This is a genomic window from Mycobacterium sp. E2327 (assembly GCF_001672675.1).
In the GTDB taxonomy this organism is placed as follows: domain Bacteria; phylum Actinomycetota; class Actinomycetes; order Mycobacteriales; family Mycobacteriaceae; genus Mycobacterium.
On the sequence record NZ_LZKE01000012.1, the window covers coordinates 1 to 24,490 of the forward strand.

Sequence of the window (24,490 nt, forward strand, 5' to 3'; positions counted from 1 at the left end):
CACCGCGTCCGGCCGCCACGCCTCGGCCCGCAGCACCTGCAGCGCAGCCCGCGCGGCGCCCACCGCCGCGGGCGCCAGGCCGGTGTCGAAGATGAACGGCCGGGCCGCGTCGATCAGGTGCGCGCGCACCGCCGCCGGGCCGAGCACCACCCCGCCCTGGCTCCCGAGCGCCTTGGACAGCGTCGTGGTCATCACGATGTCGGGCGCGCCCGCGAGGCCGAGCTCGTGCAGCAGCCCGCGCCCGCCGCCGCGCACCCCGAGGCCGTGCGCCTCATCGACGATGAGCAGCGCGCGGTGGCGGCGGCACACCTCGTGCAGTTCGCGCACCGGGGCCAGCGAGCCGTCGGCGCTGAAGACGGAGTCGGTGATGACGACGGCGCGCTCCTCGTCGCGGGAGGACAGGACCGCGTCGACGGCGGTCACGTCGCGGTGGGGCGTCACCCGCACCCGGGCACGCGACAGCCGGCATGCGTCCACCAGCGAGGCGTGCGAAAGGGCGTCGGACACCAGCAGCGAGCCGGGGCCGGACAGGCCGACGACGGCTCCCAGGTTGGCGGTGTAGCCGGAGGAGAACAGCAAGCCCGTGGCGGCGCCGACGAACTCGGCGAGCTCGGACTCGAATTCCTGGTGCAGCTCGGTGTCGCCGGTCACCAGGCGCGAGCCGGTGGCCCCGGCGCCCCACATGCGCAGCGCCGCAACGCCCCCCTCGATCACGTCGGGGTGCTGGGACAGCCCGAGGTAGTCGTTGGAAGCCAGGTCCAGCTCGGTCGTGACCGCGGGACGGGGCCGGAGCGAGCGACGCAGCCCGGCCTCGCGGCGCTGCTTCTCCACCGCGTCCAGCCACGCCAGCGGTGATACCTCGATCGGTGCCCGCGGTAAGGCATTCATGGGCGTTCAGCCTACGGGGCGGGCGACATCGGCCGTCGCTACGGTGTGATGACCTGCCCGGGGTTGCCGGGGGTCCCGCCGGTGCCGCCGGCCGCGCCGCCGGTTCCGACGGTGGTGTTGCCCGGGGTGATCGCGAAGACGTTGCCCCCGTTGCCCCCGTTGCCGCCGGTGACGCCGCCGCCGCCGGTGCCGCCGGTGCCGCCGATGGAATGTCCCGTCGCCAAGTAGTTCTGCGCGGTGCCGCCGGTCCCGCCGGTACCGCCGACCGTGACGCCGAATCCACCGGTGCCGCCGAGCCCGCCGGTGGCCGTGCCCCACCCGGGCGGGTAGAGCGCCAGGCCGTTGAAAGTGTCGATGGTGAAGTTGTAGGGACCCATGATCGCGCCGCCCCCGTGGCCGCCGTTGCCCCCGGCGCCGACCGTGCCGATGCCGCCGTCGCCGCCGGTCCCGCCGGTGGCGGTTCCCCAGCCCAGGTTGAACGCGACACCGCCCGCGCCGCCGTCACCGCCGGTGGCGCCCTGGCCACCGGCACCGCCGGTCCCGCCCAACGTAAAGCCGGCGCCGCCGGCCCCGCCGGTGCCGCCCTGGCCGGTGAGGCTCATGCCGCCCGCCCCGCCGGTACCGCCTTGCGGAACGCCCACGCCCAATTCGGCGCCCCCGAGGAAGCCCGTGTTGCCGCCGGCTCCGCCGGTGCCGCCGGTCGCATCCGTTGCGCTCCCGCCGGCCCCACCGGCACCACCGACACCCGACAGGAACCCACCGGGCCCGCCGATGCCGCCGTTACCGCCGTTCACCCCGGAGGTGAGGGAGGCCCCGCCGGCACCACCGGCCCCGCCGTTGCCGCCCCAGATGGCGGCCCCGCCGTTCCCGCCGGCCGCACCGGCGCCGCCCAGGCCGCCGGCGCCGCCGTTGCCGAAGATCCCGGCCTGCCCGCCGTTGCCGCCCGCCACGCCGGCGACGGTGGAGTCCCAGCCTTTACCGCCATTGCCGAGCAGCAAGCCACCGTTCTGGCCGTTGGGGCTGGCCTGGGTCCCGTCGGCGCCGTCGAAGAACAGCGGGGCACCGACGAGCTGCTGGCTGGTCTGGTTCAACTCGTACATCACGGTCCCCAGGACGTCGGTCCTGGGCGGCGGGGTCGCCCCGGAGGCGTCGGCTACCGCGTTCCAGATCGGCGCGAAAATCGAATAAGGCGAAATGCTCGCGGCGTTGGTCGCCTCGGCCGCCGCATATGCCCCGCCCGACCCGGTCAGGGCCTGCACGAACTGGGATTGAAACGTCGCCGCCTGAGCGCTTAAGGCCTGAAACTGCTTTGCGACGTCGGAGAACACGGACGCGACCGCCGCCGAAACCTCGTCACCGGCCGCCGCGACGACACCGGTGGTCGAGGCCGCCGCCGCCGAATTCGCGGCGCTGAGCGACGAGCCGATGCTCGCCACCTTCGCCGCCGCGGCCGCAAGCACGTCCGGCGCTGCGATCACATAGGACACGGCTGACCTCCGAAGACCGCCTCCGGCGCGCAGGCCTTCACACGACGATCACGATCCACTGACGAAAGTGAAAACGTATCCCGTTGCACACGTGCCTTACAACGTTTCACGAGATTTCGTCCGTCGTGTTCCGCACCCGCGGCGGGCAGGCCGGAAAAGGCGACCAGGCGGCGTCCCGGCGTTCGCGCTTGCCACTGCAGCGCGGTCACCGTTGCCAACCCCGGTCATGATCGGCACACATAACATCATTCATCTCATCCCGCCGTAATCGATCCTAAATCACGATCCGGCGCGGCATTCTCAACTTTGCGTATCTTTCGGTGGTTCGGCGCAAAAGTCCCCGAAAAGGCGCCGGGTTGCGGCGCCGCGAGGACGCCAGGTGCCCTCGGCGCGGCGCGTCGACGCACCGAGGGCCGTCCGCCCTTGTGGGCCGGCTCCGCCGAGCCGGTGAAGTTTCCGTTGCCGGCAATTTCCCGGGCTCGTCGGCGCCCGTCTCGTCGCCGCCGTTCGGGCTGGTGAACTCCAATTACGTTCGGCAGCCGGCGTCCGGGTCGGCAAACCAAGTGAAAACCTAAATTTGCGTCAGGGAAACTTCGCCGGCTCCCAAAAGGAATTTGCCCTCTCCGAGCCCAACGACCCGTACCATCGAGCCCTCCACGAACCCAGGCCGGTACCAGATGCCATGTCAAGCAGGGCAATCAGTTCGTAATGTCCGCACAGGAGGTCCATTTCCGGGCGATAGTTGCCGGCATGAAAATGTTTACTGGATCCATTCTCACTTAGCAGATGTTTAATAGCGAAATGCCGTGGGTAAAAATTGCTAAAACCGCCTTCCAGATGGAAAATTACCGATACTGGATCGGTGGCGCGCGATTGGGGGAGCATGGACGAGGACGACTTTCTGGTCGCCGTGGGGGAAGCGGCGCAGGACGCGGTCTGGAAGACGCAGCACCCGCTCACCCACCACTTGGCAGAGGACGACCCACGCCGCGCGCAATACCTGCGCGAGTACCAGATGGCGGTGGGCCGCCAAGTGCTCACCGCGATCGAGAAACTGCGGCGCGGCGGTTCCTGCCTCGACACCCCCAGGGAATGCGTCCCCGTAGAGGATTTCGCGTTGCTTCCGGTAGCGCAGATGCCGGGTAAGCGCCTCCTTCCGTAACCCTTCGCCGACTCGACGCCCGCGCCGGACCCCACCCCGGGGTCCGGCGTTTGGCTATCACGAATCGCACACATCCTTCGGGTGGGCGACGGTAGTTTCAGTGCTGTGCCGCCGGTAGGGCAGCGGCAATGAATGCTGCGCTCTTGGCGTCGCGTACGGACGGACGAAGGAGGATGGGTGAAAACCATTCCCAAAATGCTGGTCTTCGGTGTTATTGAGTTCGTCGTGTTCGGCGCGATGCTGTTTTTTCCCGCCGGCACATTCAATTACTGGCAGGCATGGGTTTTTCTGGTGGTCGTCGGAATCACGGCCTGGATCCCCGCCGTCTACTTACTCCGTAGGAATCCCGCCGCGCTGGAGGCCCGGATGCGAGGGGGCCCGGCGGCCGAGGCCCGGCTGGCGCAGCGCGTCATCATCGCCGGCTTGTACGTATCGCTGGCCGCCATGGTCGTGGTCAGCGCCCTCGATCACCGCTTCGGCTGGTCGCCGGTGCCGACGGCGGTCTGCGTGGTCGGAGACGTCCTGGTGGCCATCGGCCTGGGCGTGGTGGCGCTGGTGATCATCCAGAACAGCTACGCGTCGGCGACCGTCCAGGTGCAGTCGGGCCAAGAGGTCGTCTCCAGCGGTCTGTACGGGCTGGTGCGGCATCCGATGTATACGGGCAACGTGATCATGATGGTCGGTATCCCCCTTGCGCTCGGTTCTTACTGGGGACTGGTTTTCGTGGTTCCCGGCCTGCTCGTGCTGGCCTCGCGCATCCGCGACGAGGAGAAGCTGCTCCAAAAGGAGCTGGACGGATACCGCGAGTACACGCAGAAGGTTCGCTACCGGCTGGTGCCATCCATGTGGTAGCGACCGCACCGGCCCCGGGTGTGGCTAATCGCCGGCCGGGCTGGCGGCGGGAACGTCCACCGCGCAGGCATGTCCGGCCAAGCGCTGGCTCAACCGCCTGACCGACGGGGCCTCGAACAGCGCGGTCACCTCGAGGTTCGCGTCGAGGGCCGTGTTGATCGTGGCGGTGGCTCGCATCGCGGCAAGGGAGTCCCCGCCGAGGTCGAAGAACGACTCGTCGATTCCGACGTGGTCCACCCCGAGCACCTTTGCGTAGATGCCCGTCAAGATCTGTTCGACCAGGCTGGCGGGGGCATGGTGGCCGTTGCCGTTGCCGTTGTGGTCGGGCGCTGACGGCGCCGGCGCTGCGTAGTAGCTAGACCGGTCGGGGCGCGCGTGCTTCCCGTCGTCTCGCACCTCGATCGACGACAACGGTCGCGTCGGGCCGGTGGTCATGGCGACCAGCGTCTGCTGGAATCGCTCGATCAGCGCCTCGATGTCGGCCGGTGAGAAAACGTCCGCGCGGAATTGGACGTGCAGCTCCACCTCCCGGCCCGGCAGCGCTTGGACGGTGAGCGGGTAGTGGTAGTAGTCGCGGTTGGCGATGTCGGTGATGGCCAGCCCGTCGGTCCCCGCCAAGGCGGCGGGATCGGCGGGGTAGTTCTCGTAGACGAACACGGTGTCGAAGAGCCTGGCGTGGCCGGTGACGCGGTGGACCTCGCTCAGCGCCAGGTGCTGGTGGTCCAGCGTGCGGTTGTGTTCGCCTTGCAGTTGATCCAGCAGGTCGGTGGTAGTGGTCTCCCCCGTGATGGTCGCCCGCACCGGCACCGTGTTGATGAACAGGCCGACCATCGAGTCCGCGCCGGGCACCTCGGCCGGACGCCCGGAGACGACGGCGCCGAAGGCGACGTCGCGCTGGCCGGTCAGCCACGTCAGCAGCTGCGCCCAGGCGGCCTGCAGCACGGTGCTCACGGTGGTGTGCCGCGTGCGCGCCAACTCGCCGAGCGCCCGGGTGGTGTCTTCGGGCACCCGGAACGACGCGACGCCGCGCCGGCCCAGCCCGAACCAATCCGGCGGCCCGACGAGGGTGGGCGCGGCGAAGCCGTCGAATATCTCGCGCCACACCGCCCGGGCGCCATCGACGTCACGGCCGGCCAGCCACGACACAAACCGGCGATACGACCCGGCCGCGGGCAGTCGCTGGCCGTAATAGCTGGCGAACAGTTCGCCCAGCAGGATCGGCAGCGACCACCCGTCCAGCACGATGTGGTGATTGGTCAGCACGAACCGGTGCCGGTCCTGCCCGGTGCGGATCAGCGCGACCCGCAGGGCGGGATGGTCGGCCAAGTCGTAGACCGCGGCGCGTTCGGCGGCGCAGACCTCCTTGATCTGCTCGTCGACGTCCGCATCGCCCCCGCTGAGGTCGAGGTAGCGCCACGGCACCACGGGGTCGGCGGGGATGATCTGCACGGGCTGGTCGAACCGGGCGGTGAAGCGGGCCGCCAGGTTGGGGTGGCGGGCGACCACGGTGTGCACGGCGTCCCGCAGGCGGTGCTGGTCGAGCCGACCGCTCAGCGCGACGTCGAGCTGCACCGCGTACACGTCGTCGCCGCCCTGGGCGGTGCTGGCGTGGAATAGCAGGCCCTGCTGCAGCGGGGTCAGCGGCAGCACGTCGGCGATGCGGTATTGCCGCGCCAGCTCGTCGATCTGCAGTTGGGTCAGCCGGGCGGGCGCGATATCCGACGGCGTCAAGCCGCCCCCACCGCTGCGCACGTGCGCGCAGATGCCGGCCAGCGCGTCGAACCACAACCGGCTCAGCCGGGTGACCCGCGCCTGATCCAGGGCCGACGGGGCCCACGTCCACCCCGCGCGCAGGCGAGGACCGGTCTCGGCGTCCAGGGTGCCCGCGTTGAGCTCGACCGTGTGCATCAGCGGCATGGGCGTCGCCGCGGCAACGCCGGTCACCGACCAGCCGTCCTGGCGGATCTCCCAGATGTCCCCGGACACCTCGGTCGCCGCGGCGCCCAGCCGCCCGAGGTAGTTGAACCCGATCGTCGGGTCGGGCCCCTCCAGGTCGACGTCGCTGTTCAGGTAGCGCAGCATCCCGTAGGTCAGACCGTCCGGCAGGGCGCGAAGCTGCTCCTTCGCGTCTTTGATCACCGCGCCCAGCCCCGCGTCACCGGCCAGGACCTGCGCCCAGTCCAGCCCGCCCACCGCGAGCGCCACCGGATACTTGGTGGTGAACCACCCCACCGTGCGCGACAGGTCGACGCTTGCGTCCAGCTCCTCCTGGCGCCCGTGACCTTCCGCGTCGATCACGATGGGGGCGGAGCCAGTGCCCAAGAACTCGGCACACGCCAAGGCGAACGCGATCAACAAGATCTCGTGGATGCCGGCGTGGAACGCCGCCGGCACCTCGCCGAGCAGCATCCGGGTCGTCTCGGCGTCGAGCTCGACCGACAGGTTCCCGGCGGTCGCATAGGTATCCACCGCGGGTTGCACCGCCGGCAACTCCGCGGGCAGCGCGGCGATCTGCCGCCACGCGCGCGCCTGCTCCACGACCTCGGGACGGTGGGCGTGCTCGGCCAGCAGCGCCGCCCACCGGGCGAACGACGTCCGCGGCGCCGGCAACACCACCTGCTGGCCGCCGCGATGCTGCGCCCAGGCCAGGTTGAGGTCCTCGAGCAGGATCCGCCACGACACCCCATCGACCGCGAGATGGTGAACGATCAACAGCAGCTGCCCGGTGGGAGCCGCCCACAGCGCGCTCAGCATCACCCCGGCGGCCGGGTTCAACCGCGACCGCGCCGCGGTGACCGCGTCGTCGGACAGCACGTCCACCGTCTGCAGGCACCCGCGCGCGTCCACCGCACCGGGTTCGGGCACCGTCACCGACCACCCGTCGGTGCCGTCGGTGTTGTAGTCGTCGACGCGCAGCCGCAACATCGGGTGCCGATCCAGCAAGGCCTGCAACACCGCCACCACGTCGGACGACGTCACCCCCACCGGGGCCTGCACCAGCACGGTCTGGTTGAACTCGTCGACCGGTCCATCCACGCTCTGCAGCCAGCGCATGATGGGCGTGGCCAGCACCGCGCCGACGCCCTCGTCGATCACGTCGGCGTCGTCGGCGACCACCCCGGCCGCCCGGGCGAGCTTGGCCACCGTCTGCTCGACGAAGATGTCGCGCGGCCGAACCACCACGCCGGCGGCGCGAGCCCGCGCCACCACCTGCATCGACAGGATGCTGTCCCCGCCGAGTTCGAAGAACGACTCCTCGACCCCGACCCGCTCCAGCCCCAGCACCTGCGCGTAGATGCCGGCCAGGATCTCCTCGACCGCATCGGCCGGGGCGCGGTAGTGGTCGACGTCCTGATACTCCGGCGCAGGCAGGGCGCGGGTGTCGAGTTTGCCGTTGACCGTCAGCGGTAGCGCGTCCAGCGCCACCACCGCGGCCGGCACCATGTAGGCCGGCAGCCGGTCGGCCAGCGCGGCGCGCACCTCGGCCGGGTCCGCGGTCCCGGTCACGTAACCCACCAGGCGCTTGTCGCCGGGGCGATCCTCGCGGGCGATCACCACCGCCTGCTCGACGCCGTCGAGGCCGTTCAGTGTCGCCTGGACCTCGCCGAGCTCGATGCGATAGCCGCGGATCTTGACCTGCTCGTCGGCGCGGCCCATGTAGCGCAGCTGCCCGTCGGCGCCCCAGCTCATCAGGTCGCCGGTGCGATACATCCGTTGTCCCGGCGCTCCCGCGAACGGACACGCGACGAACCGCGTCCCGGTCAGGCCCGCGCGCCCGACGTACCCGTGCGCCAAGCCGCCGCCGGCGACGTACAGCTCGCCGACCACACCGGGGGGCACGGGCTGCAACGACCCGTCGAGCACGAAGAAACCCAGGTGGCCCAGCGGCACCCCGATGGGGCTCACGGCGGTGTCGACGTCGTCGGCGACGATCTCCCGGAACGAGGCGTGCACCGTCGTCTCGGTGATGCCGTACATGTTGATCAGCCGGGGCCGGCCCGGGTGACTGTCCAGCCACGCGCGCAGGCGCTGCGGTTCGAGCGCCTCGCCGCCGAACACCACGGCCTCCAGCTGCAACTGGGACGCCAGCTCGGGCTGCAACGCGTCGGCGGCCTGCAGGGCGTAGAACGCCGACGGCGTCTGGCTCAGGACGCTGACCCGTTCGGTCACCAGCAGGGCGTGCAGGTCTTCGGGCGAGCGCACCACCGAATCGGGCACCACCACCACGCGCCCGCCGTAGAGCAGCGCGCCCCAGATCTCCCACACCGAGAAGTCGAACGCCAGCGAGTGACACTGCGACCACACCCGCCCCACCAGGTCCATGTCGCCGGCCAGGGTGTCCAGCAGCCGGGTGACGTTGCGATGCGGGACCGCGACGCCCTTGGGGGTGCCGGTCGTGCCCGAGGTGTAGATGATGTAGGCGACGTCGTCCGGGCAGGCCGGAGACAACAAGGTGCCGAGGCGGGCGTCGGCGGTGTCGTCGGTGGCGTCTTGGACATCGATGATCAGCAGATCGTGTCCGTCCAGCCGCGGGCGGTACTGGGCGGTGGTGATCGCGGCGACGGGCGCGGCGTCGCCGAGCACGAACTGCATCCGGGCCTCCGGCACCGCCGGATCGATCGGCACGTACGCCGCCCCGGTCTTCACCACCGCCAGGATCGCCACGATGGCCTCGGCCGAGCGGGGCAGCAGCAGCGCCACGCGCCCGCCCGGCCCCACGCCCCCGCCGGCCAACCGGCGAGCCAACCGGTTTGCCGCGTCGTCGAGTTCGCGGTAGGTCATCGACCGGTCTTCGAAGGTCACCGCGGCGGCGTCGGGCACCCGCGCCACCTGCGCGGCGAACAGCTCCGGAATCGACACCGGCGGCCTGGCCGGCTCGCTCAACGCGACCCGGTTGCCCCAGTCCTCCAACCGGATTCGCTCGGCGTCATCGAGCACGCCGATCGACGACAGCCGCCGGGTCGGGTCGCTGGTCATAGCCACCAGCACGCGCTGCAACCGCTCGATCAGGGTTTCGATGGTGGCCGCGTCGAACACGTCGGTGCGGAATTCCACCACCCCGCCGATGCCGGCCGGCTCACCGTCCGCGTCCAAGTGCTCTTCCAGGGAAAGCGCCAGGTCCATGCGGGCGGTGCCGGTGTCCACCGGCATCTGGGTGAGCTCCAGCTCTCCCGCCGCGAACCGGGCGGTGGGGTCGCCGACTGTGTCGTGCAGGGTCCGCCAGGCCAGCATCACCTGGACGAGCGGGTGGTGGGTCAGCGATCGGGTCGGGTTCAGCCGCTCGACGACCACTTCGAAGGGCACGTCCTGGTGTTCGTAGGCGGCCAGGCTGCGCGCCCGCACCTGGGCCAGCAGGTCGGCGACGCTCGGGTCGCCCGCCACGTCCACGCGCAACACCAACGTGTTGACGAAGAAGCCGACCAACTCGTCGAGCGCGGGGTCGCGGCGTCCCCCGATCGGAAAGCCCACCGCCACATCGGAACTCGCGCTGAGCTTGGCCAGCAGCACGGCCAGCGCGGCCTGCATCACCATGAAGTTGGTCGCGTTGTGTTCGCGGGCCACCCGCACGACCTGCCGCTGCAGCTCGACGGGCCACTGCAGCACCACGCTGGCGCCCCGCTGGTCGGCCACCGGGGGGTAGGGCCGGTCCGTGGGCAGCCCGAGCCGCTCGGGCATCCCCGCCAGGGCTTCCTCCCAGTACGCCAGCTGCGCGGCGATGGGGCTGTCCTGATCGTTGAGGTCGCCGAATTGCGCGCGCTGCCACAGCGTGTAGTCGACGTACTGGACCGGCAACGGCGTCCAACCGGGCGCCTGCCCGAGACACCGACTGGCGTAGGCGACGGATATGTCACGCACCAGCGGGGGGATCGACAGGCCGTCGGCGGCGATGTGGTGCACCACGGCGACCAGCACGTGTTCGTCGTCGGCGACGCGGAAAAGCCTTGCCCGCAAGGGAATTTCGGCCCCCAGATCGAAGCTGTGCCGCGCCGTCTCCTCGATGCCCGCCTGCAGCCGGCGTGGCGACCAAGCAGTCGCGTCCACCACGTCCCAACCGAAGTCGGCCTGCTCGGCGGACAGCACCAGCTGTTGCGGTATCCCGTCGGGGGCGGCGAACAGCGTGCGCAGGCTTTCGTGGCGGCCCACCACGTCGGCGAGCGCCGCGCAGAATGCGTCGGCATCCAGCCGCCCGCGCAGCCGCAGCGCCACCGCCAGGTTGTAGACCGGCGACGGGCCCTGCAGCTGGTCGATGAACCACAGCCGGTGCTGGGCGAACGACAACGGAATGACCGCGGGCCGCTCGACGGCCACCAACGGGTCCAAGCCACCCTCGCCACCGTGCAGGCGCGTCGCCAGCTGGGCCACCGTGGGCGCCTCGAACACGGCGCGCACCGCGACGCCGGTGCCCAGGCCGGTGTTGATCGCGGCGACCAGGCGCATCGCCGACAGCGAATCCCCGCCCAGGTCGAAGAACGAGTCGTCCACCCCGACCCGGTCCACGCCCAGCACCTGGGCGTAGATGCCGGCCAGGATTTCCTCGGTCGGGTTGCTCGGGGCGCGGTAACGATCGGTGGCCTCGTATTCCGGTGCCGGCAGGGCCCTGGCATCGAGCTTGCCGTTGACCGTCAGCGGCAACGCGTCCAGCGCCACCACCGCGGCGGGCACCATGTAGGCCGGCAGCCGTTCGGCCAGCGCGGATCGCAGCGCGGCCGGGTCCGCGGTCCCGGTGATGTATCCGACCAGGCGCTTGTCGCCGGGGCGGTCCTCGCGGGCGACCACCACCGCCTGCTCGACGCCGTCGAAGGCGGCCAGCGCGGCCCGGACTTCGCCCGGTTCGATGCGGTATCCGCGGATCTTGACCTGCTCGTCGGCGCGGCCCAGGTATTGCAGCTGTCCGTCGGCGCGCCACCGCACCAGGTCGCCGGTGCGGTACATGCGGGTCCCTGGCGCGTCCGCGCCGGCGAACGGGCAGGCCACGAAGCGCGAGGCGGTCAGCCCGGTTCGGCCGACGTATCCGACGCCGACGCCCCGGCCGGCCACGTACAGTTCCCCGACCACACCGGCCGGCACCCGCCGCAGCGACTCGTCCAGGACGAACAGCGCCGCCGTGGAAACGGGCGCACCGATCGGAGCCGCGCCGGACCCCGCCTGCAGCGGCGCGCTCATCGAGGCGTACACCGTGGCCTCGGTGGGTCCGTAGGCGTTGACCACCACCCGCCCGGGCGCCCATTGGTCCACCACCTCGGCCGAGCAGGCCTCGCCGCCGAGCAGCACGGCCTCGGCCTCCAACCGTTGCGGGGACAGGGCGGCCACCGCCGACGGGGTTTGGGTGAGCACGCTGACCCGTTCCCGGGCCAGCAGGTCGTGGAAGTCGTCCGGTGAGGCGACGACGGACGGGGGCACCACCACCAGCCGCCCGCCGCCGAGCAGCGCGGCCCAGATCTCCCAGACCGAGAAGTCAAACGCGTACGAGTGGCATTGCGTCCACACCTGCGTCGCCGGCAGCGCCGGGTGCGCCGACTGCGCCAGGTGCGCCAGGTTGCGGTGGGCGATCGCGACACCCTTGGGCGTCCCGGTGGTCCCCGAGGTGTAGATCAGGTACGCGATGTCGTCGGCCGACGGCGCCGGCAGCGCGGTGGCCGGTTGGTCCTCGACGGCGGCGTCGTCGATGTCGATGACCGTCAGCTCCCGCCCGGCCAGCCGGTCGGCCAGCCCGGCGGTGGTGACCGCGGCGACGGGCGCGGCGTCGCCCAGCATGAAGTCGATCCGGGCCGCGGGCAGCGCCGGGTCGATGGCCAGGTAGGCCGCCCCGGTCTTGAGCACCGCCAGCATGGCCACGACGGCCTGGGCGGAACGCTCCAGCAGCAACGCCACACAACCACCGGGACCCACCCCGCGGCCAGACAGCAAGTGCGCGAACCGATTAGCGGCCTCGTCGAGTTCCCGGTAGGTCATCGTTTGGCCCGCGAAGGTCACCGCCGGCGCCTCCGGGGCGCGGGCCACCTGCGCGGCGAACAGCTCCGGTACCGACACCGCGGCCGGCGCGGGCAGGCTCAAGACCGCGCGGTTGCCCGCCTCGTCGAGGCGGGCGTGCTCGGCCACGTCGAGCAGATCCACCGACGACAGCCGCCGCCCCGGATCCGCCGTCATGGCGGCCAACACCCGCTTCAGCCGCCCGATCAGCGTTTCGATGCTGGCGGCGTCGAACACGTCGGTCCGGAATTCCACCGAACCGGCGATTCCGGCGGGCTCGCCGTCCCCGGTCCACGTCTCCCCCAGCGAGAACGCCAGGTCGGTGCGGGCGGTCCGGGTGTCGAGCGGCAGCGGCGTGACCTGCAGCCCGCCCAGGGTGAGCCCGGCGGCGGGGCCCTGCCCCTGCCCGCTCTGCCAGGCCAGCATCACCTGGACCAGCGGGTGGTGGGTCAGGCTCCGGGTGGGGTTGAGCCTTTCCACCAGGACTTCGAAGGGCACGTCTTGGTGCTCGTAGGCGGCCAGGCTGCGCGCGCGCACCTGAGCGAGCAGTTCGGCGACGCTGGGATCGCCGGCCAGATCGACCCGCAACACCAGGGTGTTGACGAAGAAGCCCACCAGCTCGTCCAGCGCGGGGTCCCCGCGCCCGGCGATCGGAAACCCTACGGACACATCGGAACTCGCGCTGAGCTTGGCCAGCAGCACGGCCATGGCGGCCTGCATCACCATGAAGCTGGTGGCGTTGTGTTCCCGGGCCACCCGGGCCACCTGCTGCTGCAGCTCGGCGGGCCAGTCCACCGGCACGGTCGCGCCACGGTAGTCCGCCACCGGCGGGTAGGGCCGATCGGTGGGCAGTTGCAGGTGCTCCGGCATCCCGGACAGGGCCTCTTGCCAGTAGGCCAACTGCGCCGCGATCCGGCTGCCGCTGTCGCTGAGGTCGCCGAGCTGCGCGCGCTGCCACAGCGTGTAGTCGGCGTACTGGACCGGCAGATCGGCCCAGTCGGGGGCCTGCCCGACCCTGCGGCTGGCGTAGGCCACCCCGAGATCCCGCACCAGCGGGGTGATCGACGCGCCGTCGGCGGCGATGTGATGCACCACGGCCACCAGCACGTGCTCGTCGTCGGCGACCCGGAAAAGCCTTGCCCGCATGGGGATCTCGGATGCCAGGTCGAAGTGGTGGTGGGCCACGGCGTCGAATGCCTCGGCCAGCTGGCTTTCCGACCACCCGGCGGCGTCGACGACGGCCCAACCGAAGTCGGCCCGCTCGGGGGGCAAGATCAGCTGGCGCGGCACGCCGTCCTGCGCGGCGAACAGCGTGCGCAGGCTTTCCTGTCGGACCACCACGTCGGACAGCGCGGCGCCCAGCGCTTCTTCGTCCAAGGCATCCATCCGCCCGCGCAATCGCAGGGCGACCGCCATGTTGTAGATCGTCGACGGGCCCTGGAACTGGTCGATGAACCACAGCCGGCTCTGCGCGAACGACAGCGGGATCACCGCGGGCCGCTCCACGGCCGCGAACGGCAGCAGCGGCTCCAACCGGGCTTCGTCCCCGCCGATCCGGGCCGCCAACTGGGCGACCGTGGGCGCCTCGAACAACGTGCGCACCGAAAGACCGGCATCCAGGCCGGTGTTGACCGCGGCGACCAGGCGCACGGCCGAGAGCGAATCTCCGCCGAGGTCGAAGAACGAGTCCTCCACGCCGACCAGCCGCGGCGGCTCGACGCCCAGCACCTGCGCGTAGATGCCGGCCAGCAGCTCCTCGACCGCGGTGGTCGGGGCGCGGTAGTGGTCGCCGTCGGAGTATTCGGGTGCCGGCAGGGCCCGGGTGTCGAGTTTGCCGTTGACCGTCAACGGCAGCGCCTCGATGACCATCACCGCGGCCGGCACCATGTACGCCGGGAGCCGCTCGGCCAGCGCCGCCCGCGCCGACGCCCCGAACGAGGCCGGATCGACGCTGCCGGTGACGTAGCCCACCAGGCGCTTGTCCACGGGGGGGTCTTCGCGGGCGATCACGGCCGCCTGCTTGACGCCGTCCAGCGCCATCAGCGCCGCCTGGATCTCACCGAGTTCGATGCGATAGCCGCGAATCTTGACCTGCTTGTCGGCGCGTCCGACGTAGCGCAGCTGGCCGTCGGCGCCCCACCACACCAGGTCGCCGGTGCGATACATCCGCTGTCCCGGCTCCCCGAACGGGCAGGCCACGAACCGCGTCGAGCTCAGCGCCGGGCGGCCGACATAACCGTCCGCCACCCCGGCGCCGGCCACGTACAACTCCCCGACCACGCCGGCCGGCACCGGCCGCAGCCACCCGTCGAGCACGAAAAACCCGAGATGGGCCAGCGGCACCCCGATGGGGCTGGCGATGCTGTCGACGTCGCCGGCGACGATCTCGCGGAACGACGCGTGCACGGTCGTCTCGGTGATGCCGTACATGTTGATCAGCCGTGGCAAACCGGGGTGGTTGTCCAGCCAGCCCCGCAGCCGCTGCGGTTCCAGCGCCTCGCCGCCGAACACCACGGCCTCGAGCTTTAGCCGGGGTTCCGGCTCGGGCTGCGCCGCGTCGGCGGTCTGCAACGCGTAAAACGCCGACGGGGTCTGGCTCAGCACGGTGACCTCTTCGGCCACCAACAGGGCGTGCAGCTCCTGCGGCGAGCGCACCACCGAGTCGGGCACGATCACCAGCCGGCCACCGTAGAGCAGCGCACCCCAGATCTCCCACACCGAGAAATCGAACGCCAGCGAGTGACACTGCGACCACACCTGGCCCGCCAACTCCAGGTCGACGTCCAGCGTTTCGAGCAGCCGGGTCACGTTGCGGTGCGGGATCGCCACGCCCTTGGGGGTTCCGGTGGTGCCCGACGTGTAGATGAGGTAGGCGACGTCGTCGGGGGCCGGTGCCGGCATCGGGGTGCTGGGTTCGCGATCGATGGCGGGGTCGTTGATGTCGATGACCGCCACATCGCGCCCGTCCAGCCGGTCCGCCAGGCCGACGTTCGTGATCACGGCGATCGGCGCGGCATCGTCGAGCACAAAGCCCATCCGGGCGACCGGCACCGTCGGATCGATCGGCACGTACGCCGCCCCGGTCTTCAGGACCGCCAGCATCGCGACGACCGCGTCGGCCGACCGCGGCAACAACAGCGCCACGCGCTGCCCCGGACCCACGCCCTGGCCGGCCAGCAGGTGCGCCAACCGGTTTGCCGCCTGCTTGACCTCGCGATAGGTCCACGAGCGGTCCCCCGCGCTGATCGCCACCGCCTCCGGCGTGCGCGCCACCTGCGCGCCGAACAGCACCGGAATCGACACCGGCACACCCACCGGCTGGGTCAACCCCGCGCGGTTGCCCCACCGTTCCAGCTGGGCATGCTCGGCGGGGTCCAGCACATCCATCGACGACAACCGCCGCCCCGGATCGGCCGTCATCGCTGCCAGCACCCGCTTGAACCGCTCGATCAGCGTTTCGATGTCGGCCGCGTCGAACACGTCGGTGTCGAATTCGACGCGCAGACCCATTTCCGTGCCGGGCATGGCCTGGACGGCGAGCGGGTAGTGGTTGTACTCGCGGTGGGTGAAATCGGTGATGGCCAAGCCTTGGTCACCTTGGCCGCCCGACAACGCGGCCGCGTCGAGCGGGTAGTTCTCGTAGACGAACATGGTGTCGAACAGCTGGTCCTGGCCGGTGATCCGGTGCAGCTCGCTGAGCGCCAGGTGCTGGTGGTCGAGCGTGTGTTGGTAGGCGTTTTGCAGCTGATCGAGCAGGTCGGCGGTGGTGGTGTTCGCGGTGATGCTCGCCCGCACCGGCACGGTGTTGATGAACAAGCCCACCATCGTGTCGGCGCCCGGCACCTCGGGCGGCCTCCCCGAGACCGTGGTGCCAAAAGTGACGTCGTGGCGGCCGGTCAGCCACATCAGCAGCTGGGCCCACGCGGCCTGCACCACGGTGCTGACGGTGGTGTGGCTGGAGCGCGCCAACTCGCCCAGCGCCAGCGTGGTCTGCTCGGGCACGTGGAACGACGCCACGCCGCGCGGCCCCATGCCCAACCGGCCCGGCGGGCCTATCAGCGTGGGGGTATCGAATCCGGCCAGCGCCTCGCGCCAGGCTTCGCGGGCGGCATCGAGGTCACGGCTCGTCAGCCAGGTCACGAAGCTGCGATATTTCGCCGCCGCCGGCAGCCACTGCCCGTGATAGCTGGCGAACAGCTCACCCAGCAGGATCGGCAGCGACCAGCCGTCCATCACGATGTGGTGGTTGGTCAGCACCAGCCGGTGCTGATCTTCGCCGATGCCGATGAGCGCGGCGCGGAAGGCCGGCTGGTTGGTGAGATTGCAGACCGCGGCGCGTTCGGCGGCGCACACCTCGCGGATCTGCTCGTCGGTATCCGGGCGGCCCCCGCGCAGGTCGACGTAGCGCCACGGCACCACGGGATCGGCCGGGATGATCTGCACCGGCTGGTCGAACTTGTCGGAGAATCGGGCCGCGAGGTTGGGATGGCGGGTGACCACCGCGAGCACGGCGTCGCGCAGGCGGTCCTGATCGAGCGGACCACTCAGCGCGATCTCCAGCTGCACCGAATAGATGTCGTCGCCGCCCTGGGCGGTGATGGCATGGAACCACAGCCCCTGCTGTAGGGGGGTCAGTGGCAATACGTCAGCTATCCGCATATTGCCGCTGAAGGTCGTCGATTTGCTGCTGGCTCAGGCCGGCCGCGATGTCGGACGGCGTCAACCCGCCCCCGCCGCCGCGCACGTGCGCGCAGATGCCGGCCAACGCGTCGAACCACAACCGGCTCAGCCGGCTGACCTGCGCGTGATTCAGGGTCGAGGGCGCCCACGTCCAGCGGGCGTGCAGCTGCGGGCCGGTGTCGGCGTCGACCGTGCTGGCGTTGAGCTCCACGGTGTGCATCAGCGGCATGGGGATGGCCGCGGCGACGTCGGTGACCGACCAGCCGTCCTGACCGAGCCGCCACACGTCGTCGGCCGCCTCGGCCGCCCCGCCGAGCCGCCCCAGGTAGTTGAACCCGATCGGCGGGTCGGACGGCGGCAGCTCGACGTCGCCGTTCAGGTAGCGCAACAGACCGTAGGTCAGGCCGTCCGGCAGAGCGCGAAGCTGCTCTTTGGCGTCTTTGACGACCGTCCCCAGCCCCGCGTCACCGGCCACCACCCCCGCCCAGTCCAGCCGTCCGACCGAGACCGACACCGGGTATTTGGTGGTGAACCAGCCGACCGTGCGGGACAGGTCAAGATGGGGGGCCAGGTCCTCCTGGCGCCCGTGACCCTCCACGTCGATGACGATCGGCGTGCCGCCGCTGCCCACGAATTCGGCCACCGCCAAGGCGAACGCAATCAACAGGATCTCGTGCACCCCGGCGTGAAACGCCGCCGGCACCTCGTCGAGCAGCGCGCGGGTGGTCTCGGCATCCAACTGCGCCGACAGGCTGCCCGCGGTCTGGTAGGTGTCCACCTCGGGGCGCACCGCCGGCAGCGCCGCGGGCACCGCCGCGATCCGCCGCCAGGCGTCGGCCTGCGCCACCACCTCGGGGCTGCGCGCATGCTCGGCCAGCAGCGACGACCAGTGCGCAAACGACGTTCCGGGCGCCGGCAACACCAACTGCTGCCCGCCGCGATGCTGGGCCCAGGCGATGTTGAGGTCCTCCAGCAGGATCCGCCACGACACCCCGTCCACCGCCAGGTGATGGACGATCAACACCAACTGCCCGGTGTCGGGCACCCACAGCGCGCTCAGCATCACCCCGGCGGCCGGGTCCAACCGCGACTGCGCCTCGATCACCGCCTCGTCGGACAAGGCCGGGACCGCGCGCAGGCACCCCCGGGCGTCCACCGCGCCGGCCTCGGGCACCATCAGCGACCAGCCGTCCGTGCCGTCGCCGTCGACCCGCAGCCGCAGCGTGGCGTGGCGATCGACCACGGCCTGCAGCACCGCCACCACGTCGGCCTCTGTCGCCCCGGCGGGCGCCTGAACCAACACGGTCTGGTTGAACTCGTCGACCGGTCCCGCGACACCGCGCAACCAGCGCATGATCGGTGTCGCGACCACCGGACCGAGGCCCTCGTCGCCCGCGTCGGCGTCACCGGTGGCGACTTCGGCCACCCGGGCCAGCTGAGCCACGGTTTGCTCGACGAAAATGTCCCGCGGTCGGCACACCACCCCGGCGGCCCGCGCACGGGCGACCACCTGCATCGACAAGATGCTGTCGCCGCCGAGCTCGAAGAACGACTCGTCCACCCCGACGCGCTCCAGCCCGAGCACCTGCGCATAGATGTCGGCCAGGATCTCCTCGACCGCGTTGCCGGGGGCCCGGTAGCGATCGACGTCCTGGTATTCGGGTGCGGGCAGTGCCCGCTTGTCCAGCTTGCCGTTGACGGTCAGGGGAACCGCGTCGATGACCACCACCGCGGCCGGGACCATGTAGGCCGGCAGCCGCTCGGCCAGCGCGGCGCGCGCTGAAGCTGCAAACGTGGCCGGATCGACGGTCCCGGTCACATACCCCACCAGGCGCTTGTCGCCGGGGCGGTCCTCGCGCGCGATCACGACGGCCTGCTCGACCCCGTCCAGGCCGGCGAGCGCGGCTTGAACCTCGCCCAGCTCGATGCGGAAGCCGCGGATCTTGACCTGCTCGTCGGCCCGACCCACATAGCGCAGCTGCCCGTCGGCGCCCCACCACGCCAGGTCCCCGGTGCGATACATGCGGGTACCGGGCGGCCCGAACGGGCACGCGACGAACCGCGTCGACGTCAACCCCGGCCGCCGCCAGTACCCACACCCCGCGGCGCCGCCCGCCACGTACAACTCACCGACCACCCCGGCCGGCACCTGCCGCATCCACGCGTCGAGGACGAAGAAGGCGTACCGGCCCAACGGCACGCCGATGGGACTCAGGGGGCTGTCGACGTCGTCGGGGAAGATCTCCCGGAACGAGGCGTGCACGGTCGTCTCGGTGGTGCCGTACAAGTTGAGCAGCCGCGGCGATTCCGGATGGTTGTCCAGCCAGGTCCGCAACCGCTGCGGTTCCAGTGCCTCACCGGCGAAGATCACCGCCCGCAGTTGCAGCTGACGTCCGAGCTCGCGTGCGAGCGCGTCCGCGGTTTGCAGCGCATAGAACGCCGACGGGGTCTGGCTCAGGACTTCGACCCGTTCTTTGACGAGCAGGGCATGGAAATCCTCGGGCGACCGCGCCACCGACTCGGGAACGACCACGAGGCGCCCGCCGGACAGCAGCGCACCCCAGATCTCGCACACCGAGACGTCGAATGCCAGCGAGTGCCACTGCGACCACACCTGCCCGGGGGCCAGCTCGACGTCCAGGGACTCCAGCAGCCGGGTGACGTTGTGGTGGGTGATGGCCACGCCCTTGGGGACGCCGGTCGTCCCCGACGTGTAGATGAGGTAGGCGACGTTGTCCGGCTCGGGCACCGGCAGCGCCGTGCCGGGTTGGGGGCCGGCGGCGGGGTCGGCGAGCTGGGCGACGTCGATGATCAGCAGATCGCGCCCGCCGAGCCGGTCGACCAGCCCGGCGGCGGTGATCGCCGCGGTCGGCGCGGCGTCATCGAGCATGAACTCGATTCGGGCCGCCGGCACCGCCGGGTCGATCGGCACGTACGCCGCCCCGGTCTTGAGCACCGCCAGGATCGCCACGATCGCCTCGGCCGAGCGCTCCAGCAGCAGCGCGACCCGCCGCCCCGGGCCCACCCCGTGGCCGGCCAGCGCGTGCGCCAACCGGTCAGCGGCGTCCTCGACCTCGCGGTAGGTCCACGACGAGTCCCCGAACGTGATCGCCACCGCCTCCGGGGCGCGCGCGGCCTGCGCGGCGAACATCGCCGGAATCGACTGCGAAGCGGGCGCCGGTTGGCTCAACACCGCCCGGTTGCCCCACCCGTCCAGCCCGTCCAGCTCCGCGGCATCGAACAAATCCATCGACGAGATCCGCCGCCCCGGGTCGGCGGTCATCGCGACGAGCACCCGGCCCAGCCGCTTCGCCAACTCGGCGACGTCGAAATTCGCCAACGGGCTGCCGGTGCCCGCCGTGCTGAGGAAAATCTGGTCCCCGCCGCCGGAGAACATCAACGCGAAGGCGCCCACCTGAACGGGGTTGGTGAACGACGCCGACGCCGCGACGCCGGCGAAGTCCATGGTCATCTTCGACGGCATGAAATTGACGCTCACCCGATTGGCCGACCGGCCCTGACCGGCCTTGCGCTCCAGGGCGTGCACCGGGAACCGCTGATGCTCCAGCGCCTCCCGGATTCGCGCGTCGACATACTCACAGAAGCCGGCGACGGTGGATTTCGGCGAAACGCTCAACACCAGCGGCACCACCCCGGAGACCATCCCCGGCAGCGTCTTGGACTCCGGGCGCACGCGCCTGCTGACCGGAAACTCGAGGACCACCTCCGAGCCCTCGGCGCACCACCCGCGCACCAACAGCGCACATGCCGCGGTGATGACCGACGAGCGCGGCACCTTCCACTCGTCGGACAACTCCTGAACTCGTCGGAGGACGGCCGGGTCCAGGCGAACCGGCGCGGAAGGCGCGGACCGCTCTCCCTCATCCGCGGCCGGGAGGAACCCGTTGTGCGGTCCGCTTTCCGGGGGCAGGTTCGCCGTCCAGTAGTCCTGATCGTCCCGGTAATCGGTGGACGCTTCGTACTCCGACTCGCAACGAACCAGGTCCGGCAACGAGCCGAAGAACGCGGGCGGAATGGTTGCGTTCGCAACAATCGCGGCGTACACGGTCGCAATTCGATTCGCGATAAGCGTGATTCCGGTGCCGTCGACGATTATGTGATGGAAGCACCCGAACAAATAGAATTCATCGGACCATGTTTGGAATAACGTGAAATTAAAAAGCGGTCCGCCCGGGGGCATCGGTGTCTGTTGGATCGATAATGCCATTCGACGGGCTTCCTGCACCGGATGGCGGGTGTCGCTCAGGTCGTGGAAGGCCACTTCGAGGTCCGGGTAATCGATCGCCCTTTGAAAGACCTGGCCGTCCACCTCGAATACGGCGGCCCGCGCCGGTTCGGCCTCCCGCATCACGCGGCGGATCGCCCGCTGAAGCAATTCGCGGTCTACGGTGCCGTCGAATCGGACAAGCACGCCAAGCTGCCACTCCGTGCCGGAGTGACCCGTTTCTTGCGCGAGCCAAATGTCCAGCTGTCCCCGCGTCAGCGGGAGAGCCCGGTCATCAAGTTCCATCCGGATTACCTATCAAACCCCTGTCCCGCCGCTAACCTTTCGCGCAGAGTTTTCGGCCGTATATCGGTCCAGTTCTGTTCGATGTAGTCCAGGCACGCTGCGCGGTCCGCTTCGCCGTACACCACCCGCCAGCCGGCCGGAACGTCGGCGAACGCCGGCCACAGGCTGTGTTGTTCCTCGTCGTTGACCAAGACGAAAAAACTGCCGTCGTCGTCGTCGAACGGATTAGTGCTCACCGCGTCTCCAGACCGTCTAACTGGACATGGGTATAACAAGTTCTAAACCATACTGGAGCCCCACAGAGGTTGTCTAAGCCTTCGTGGAATTTGCGGCGGCCGGGATCTACTAACGCCATCACATCCGGAATCCTGCCTAGACAAACTAATGGTATGGTTTTACCGGTCGATTCCCTATCGGTGGTCTGCGGCGCGGCATGGGTCCACGCGCCCCTGCCGCGACCTGCGACGACAGTCGTCACGAGCGCGACGACGCCGACGCGGTGGCCTGGCCTCCCGTCGTCGGCATAACCCCGGCCCGGAGCGACACCGAAGAGATCCGCCACGGGGTCAAAGTGACCGGGAACCGGTTTGGCCATCGGGCCGCACCGCCCTGCCCGCGCGAGGCGACGGGACCCGCGCTCGGCGGCCCCCGCACACAATATGTATTAGGTGTCGGAAACCGCGGCGCGCCGCATCGGCGAGCCCGTGCCGGCTACCGGGCACCGCCCCCGCTCACTCGGGGCGCCCTTCGGCAGGCGAAAGCAGCCATGCCGGGGCGGCCTGCCCGATGAGCCGGCGGCGCCGGCCGGCGCGAATTGGACGCGTCCGGACCACATGAATTTATGACGTTAACGGGTCCGGGTTGAGGCCTCACCGGACGCGAGCCGGTCGTGTAGCATGCGACGTGATTGGGCGGCGCGAACAGCGTGTACTCGGAATCAAATATCCACAAATTAGAGCTGGTTGGGGCGAAATAAATGGACAGCCATAGCGAATCTTCGGCGCAGGTTGAATCGAAGGATAATTCATCGGTTGCAATGTCGGAGCACCTCGCTGACGACCTGCTGTCCACGACCGCCGTCGGGTGGAAAAGCTTTTACAATTTGCTCAGCCGGCGCCTCGAGGACGCCGGGGTCGCCGATTCATCGTTCTTCCTCAATTACGGCTACGCCCCGATGGGATCCACCGACGAATCCGCGTTCACCATTCGCCCGGGAACCTTCAACGCCAACTCGGTCCGGCTGGTGTTCGAGGTCATCGGGTCGGTCGACCTCAACGACCGCACCGTCGTCGAAATCGGATGTGGCCGCGGCGGCAACGCCGCACTGGTGGCGGAGAAGTTCAACGCCGAGGTGATCGGCATAGACATGTCCTCCGAAGCCATCGCGTTCTGCAGCAAGACGCACGTCAAGCGCCCGATCAACTTCATGGTCGGCGACGCATTGAATGTCCCCCTCCCCGACGCGTCGTGCGATGCCATCGTCAACATCGAGTCCTCGCACTCTTACGGCAACCTGCCGAAGTTCCTGGGTGAGGTGCGCAGGATTTGCCGACCCGGCGGGTGGTTCCTACACACCGACTTCTTGAGCCCCGAGGACTGGGACCAGGTGCGGATGCGGTTGAAGCGCTCGGGCTTCGTCACCGAAAACGACCGGGACATTACGGCGAACGTGCTGGCCTCGCGCGACCAGGCCAGTGACACCTGGGCCCAGGTCTACGGCGACGGAAATGCCCGCGTCGCGAACTTCCTCGCGCTGCCGGGCTCCGCCATCTACGAGCAGATGCGGGCCGGCCTGTTGGAGTACCGGATCCTGAGGTCTCAACTGCGCACCGAAGCCGCCTAGCCGCGGGAAGACATCACCACTCGAGGTCCGAGTAGAACAGCGTCGATACCCCGCTGGTCCACTCTTTGATGGTGAGAATTTCGCGATCGCTGAGCCGGCTCTTCCAGTTCGAGACATTCACCTTGCTGTTGCGTCTGATGCTGAATTCGTCGCCCCGCTGCGGTTCGGAAGGGTTCTGTTCCCCCGAGCTTGACTCGATGGCGGCGTGGACGCCGGCCGTGAATTCCAGGCCGAGCGTCGCATAGACTTTCCGAAAACTGCCCACGGGGTCCAGTGACAATTCTTCGTGCTTGAGGAACAACCACCCCGGATGGCACGTGCGATACTCGTTGATCACCGCGTATATGCAGTTCCATAGCAGGGCGCCTACCGGGATGATTTCCTGCTCATGCTCGGCGAAATAACGAATCTCCGATTCGAAGTCCGCCAACCGGGTCTCGCGCATCAGTTGCGGCTGACGCAGGAAGTGGTTGAAGTCGAATTTCCAATTCAGAATCTTCAGGCTGGAGCACAGCGCCGCAGGATGCCGGATCATGACCACCACGTTCATGTCGAACTGGCGGGCCAACCAGGGCGCGGAGAACACGGCGTGCGGGTCTTTCATGACCGCCGTGTCTTTTCTTATCCGGTGCGTGGAAAGATTGGCGAAGGCCAAGAGGCTTCGTCCCGCCTCGCGCACGCTCCTGGAGTGCAGGAGATTTGTTCGCAGCGGGTATTTGAAATCAACCAGGTCATCAAGATATCCCGAGAAGCGGTGAGAATTCTCGTCCGTTATGTACTGGAATTTCGCCCTGATGGGATTGGCGAAGCCGCACAAATCGCCGTTTTCCGGAGTAAAGGGCTCGTGGATATAACCCATTCCCGGGGCGTGGGCGATCATTCGGCCGGTCCAGGTCGTGCCCGATCGGGGTGCGCCGGTGACGAGAATCCGCTTTCTGACCTCGGGTGGGTCGGCGCACTCCCCTGCAATGGCCACGTCCCGCATGCTCCCGTCTAGTTTTTTGACCTTCTGGCGAGGCGCAACGGAACGTTATCGGCCTCCTGATTAGCGACCTGGTCGTTGACTTCCCGGAGAT

At 69.6% G+C, this 24,490-nt stretch carries 9 protein-coding genes; 3 read left to right on the forward strand and 6 right to left on the reverse strand.

What is annotated here, in order from left to right; translation table 11 throughout:
• A partial coding sequence (locus A5712_RS01480; protein ID WP_068100460.1) for an 8-amino-7-oxononanoate synthase occupies positions 1-888 on the reverse strand: 888 nt, incomplete at its 3' end.
• Between the two features lie 38 nt (positions 889-926).
• Positions 927-2,375: a PE family protein gene (locus A5712_RS32380; protein WP_156766355.1), complete on the reverse strand. Its 1,449-nt coding sequence runs from the start codon at positions 2,373-2,375 to the stop codon at positions 927-929.
• An 883-nt stretch (positions 2,376-3,258) separates the two neighbouring features.
• On the opposite strand from A5712_RS32380, the gene A5712_RS01490 reads away from it, so the two are divergent.
• Both A5712_RS01490 and A5712_RS01495 read left to right on the forward strand, forming a co-directional pair.
• Positions 3,259-3,537 carry a hypothetical protein gene (locus A5712_RS01490; RefSeq protein ID WP_068100462.1) on the forward strand — a complete coding sequence of 93 codons (279 nt, stop codon included), beginning with the start codon at positions 3,259-3,261 and terminating at the stop codon, positions 3,535-3,537.
• A gap of 195 nt (positions 3,538-3,732) precedes the next feature.
• On the forward strand, positions 3,733-4,389 hold the full coding sequence (locus tag A5712_RS01495; RefSeq protein ID WP_156766358.1) for an isoprenylcysteine carboxylmethyltransferase family protein: 657 nt from the start codon (positions 3,733-3,735) through the stop codon (positions 4,387-4,389).
• 24 nt (positions 4,390-4,413) lie between these two features.
• On the opposite strand, the gene A5712_RS30605 is transcribed toward A5712_RS01495, so the two are convergent.
• The 3 genes from A5712_RS30605 to A5712_RS01510 are packed head-to-tail and all read right to left on the reverse strand — an operon-like array spanning position 4,414 to position 21,807.
• A complete protein-coding gene (locus A5712_RS30605; RefSeq protein WP_068100465.1) occupies positions 4,414-17,001 on the reverse strand; it encodes a non-ribosomal peptide synthetase in 12,588 nt (4,195 codons plus the stop codon).
• Between the two features lie 4 nt (positions 17,002-17,005).
• On the reverse strand, positions 17,006-21,571 hold the full coding sequence (locus tag A5712_RS01505) for a non-ribosomal peptide synthetase (RefSeq protein WP_068100466.1): 4,566 nt from the start codon (positions 21,569-21,571) through the stop codon (positions 17,006-17,008).
• Positions 21,572-21,576: 5 nt separating this feature from the next.
• Positions 21,577-21,807, reverse strand: coding sequence for an MbtH family protein (locus A5712_RS01510; protein WP_067160589.1), 231 nt, complete (start codon positions 21,805-21,807; stop codon positions 21,577-21,579).
• Between the two features lie 800 nt (positions 21,808-22,607).
• On the opposite strand from A5712_RS01510, the gene A5712_RS01515 reads away from it, so the two are divergent.
• Positions 22,608-23,414: a class I SAM-dependent methyltransferase gene (locus A5712_RS01515; protein WP_068100469.1), complete on the forward strand. Its 807-nt coding sequence runs from the start codon at positions 22,608-22,610 to the stop codon at positions 23,412-23,414.
• A gap of 13 nt (positions 23,415-23,427) precedes the next feature.
• On the opposite strand, the gene A5712_RS01520 is transcribed toward A5712_RS01515, so the two are convergent.
• Positions 23,428-24,399 carry a sulfotransferase gene (locus A5712_RS01520; RefSeq protein WP_082973211.1) on the reverse strand — a complete coding sequence of 324 codons (972 nt, stop codon included), beginning with the start codon at positions 24,397-24,399 and terminating at the stop codon, positions 23,428-23,430.
• Positions 24,400-24,490: the final 91 nt, after the last annotated feature.

Bases quoted from the DNA above. Each gene is read 5' to 3' on its own strand.
- A5712_RS01490 (WP_068100462.1), top strand. From the start codon at position 3,259: ATGGACGAGGACGACTTTCTGGTCGCCGTGGGGGAAGCGGCGCAGGAC.
- A5712_RS01515 (WP_068100469.1), top strand. From the start codon at position 22,608: ATGTCGGAGCACCTCGCTGACGACCTGCTGTCCACGACCGCCGTCGGG.
- A5712_RS01520 (WP_082973211.1), bottom strand. From the start codon at position 24,399: ATGCGGGACGTGGCCATTGCAGGGGAGTGCGCCGACCCACCCGAGGTC.
- A5712_RS01495 (WP_156766358.1), top strand. From the start codon at position 3,733: ATGCTGGTCTTCGGTGTTATTGAGTTCGTCGTGTTCGGCGCGATGCTG.
- A5712_RS01505 (WP_068100466.1), bottom strand. From the start codon at position 21,571: ATGGAACTTGATGACCGGGCTCTCCCGCTGACGCGGGGACAGCTGGAC.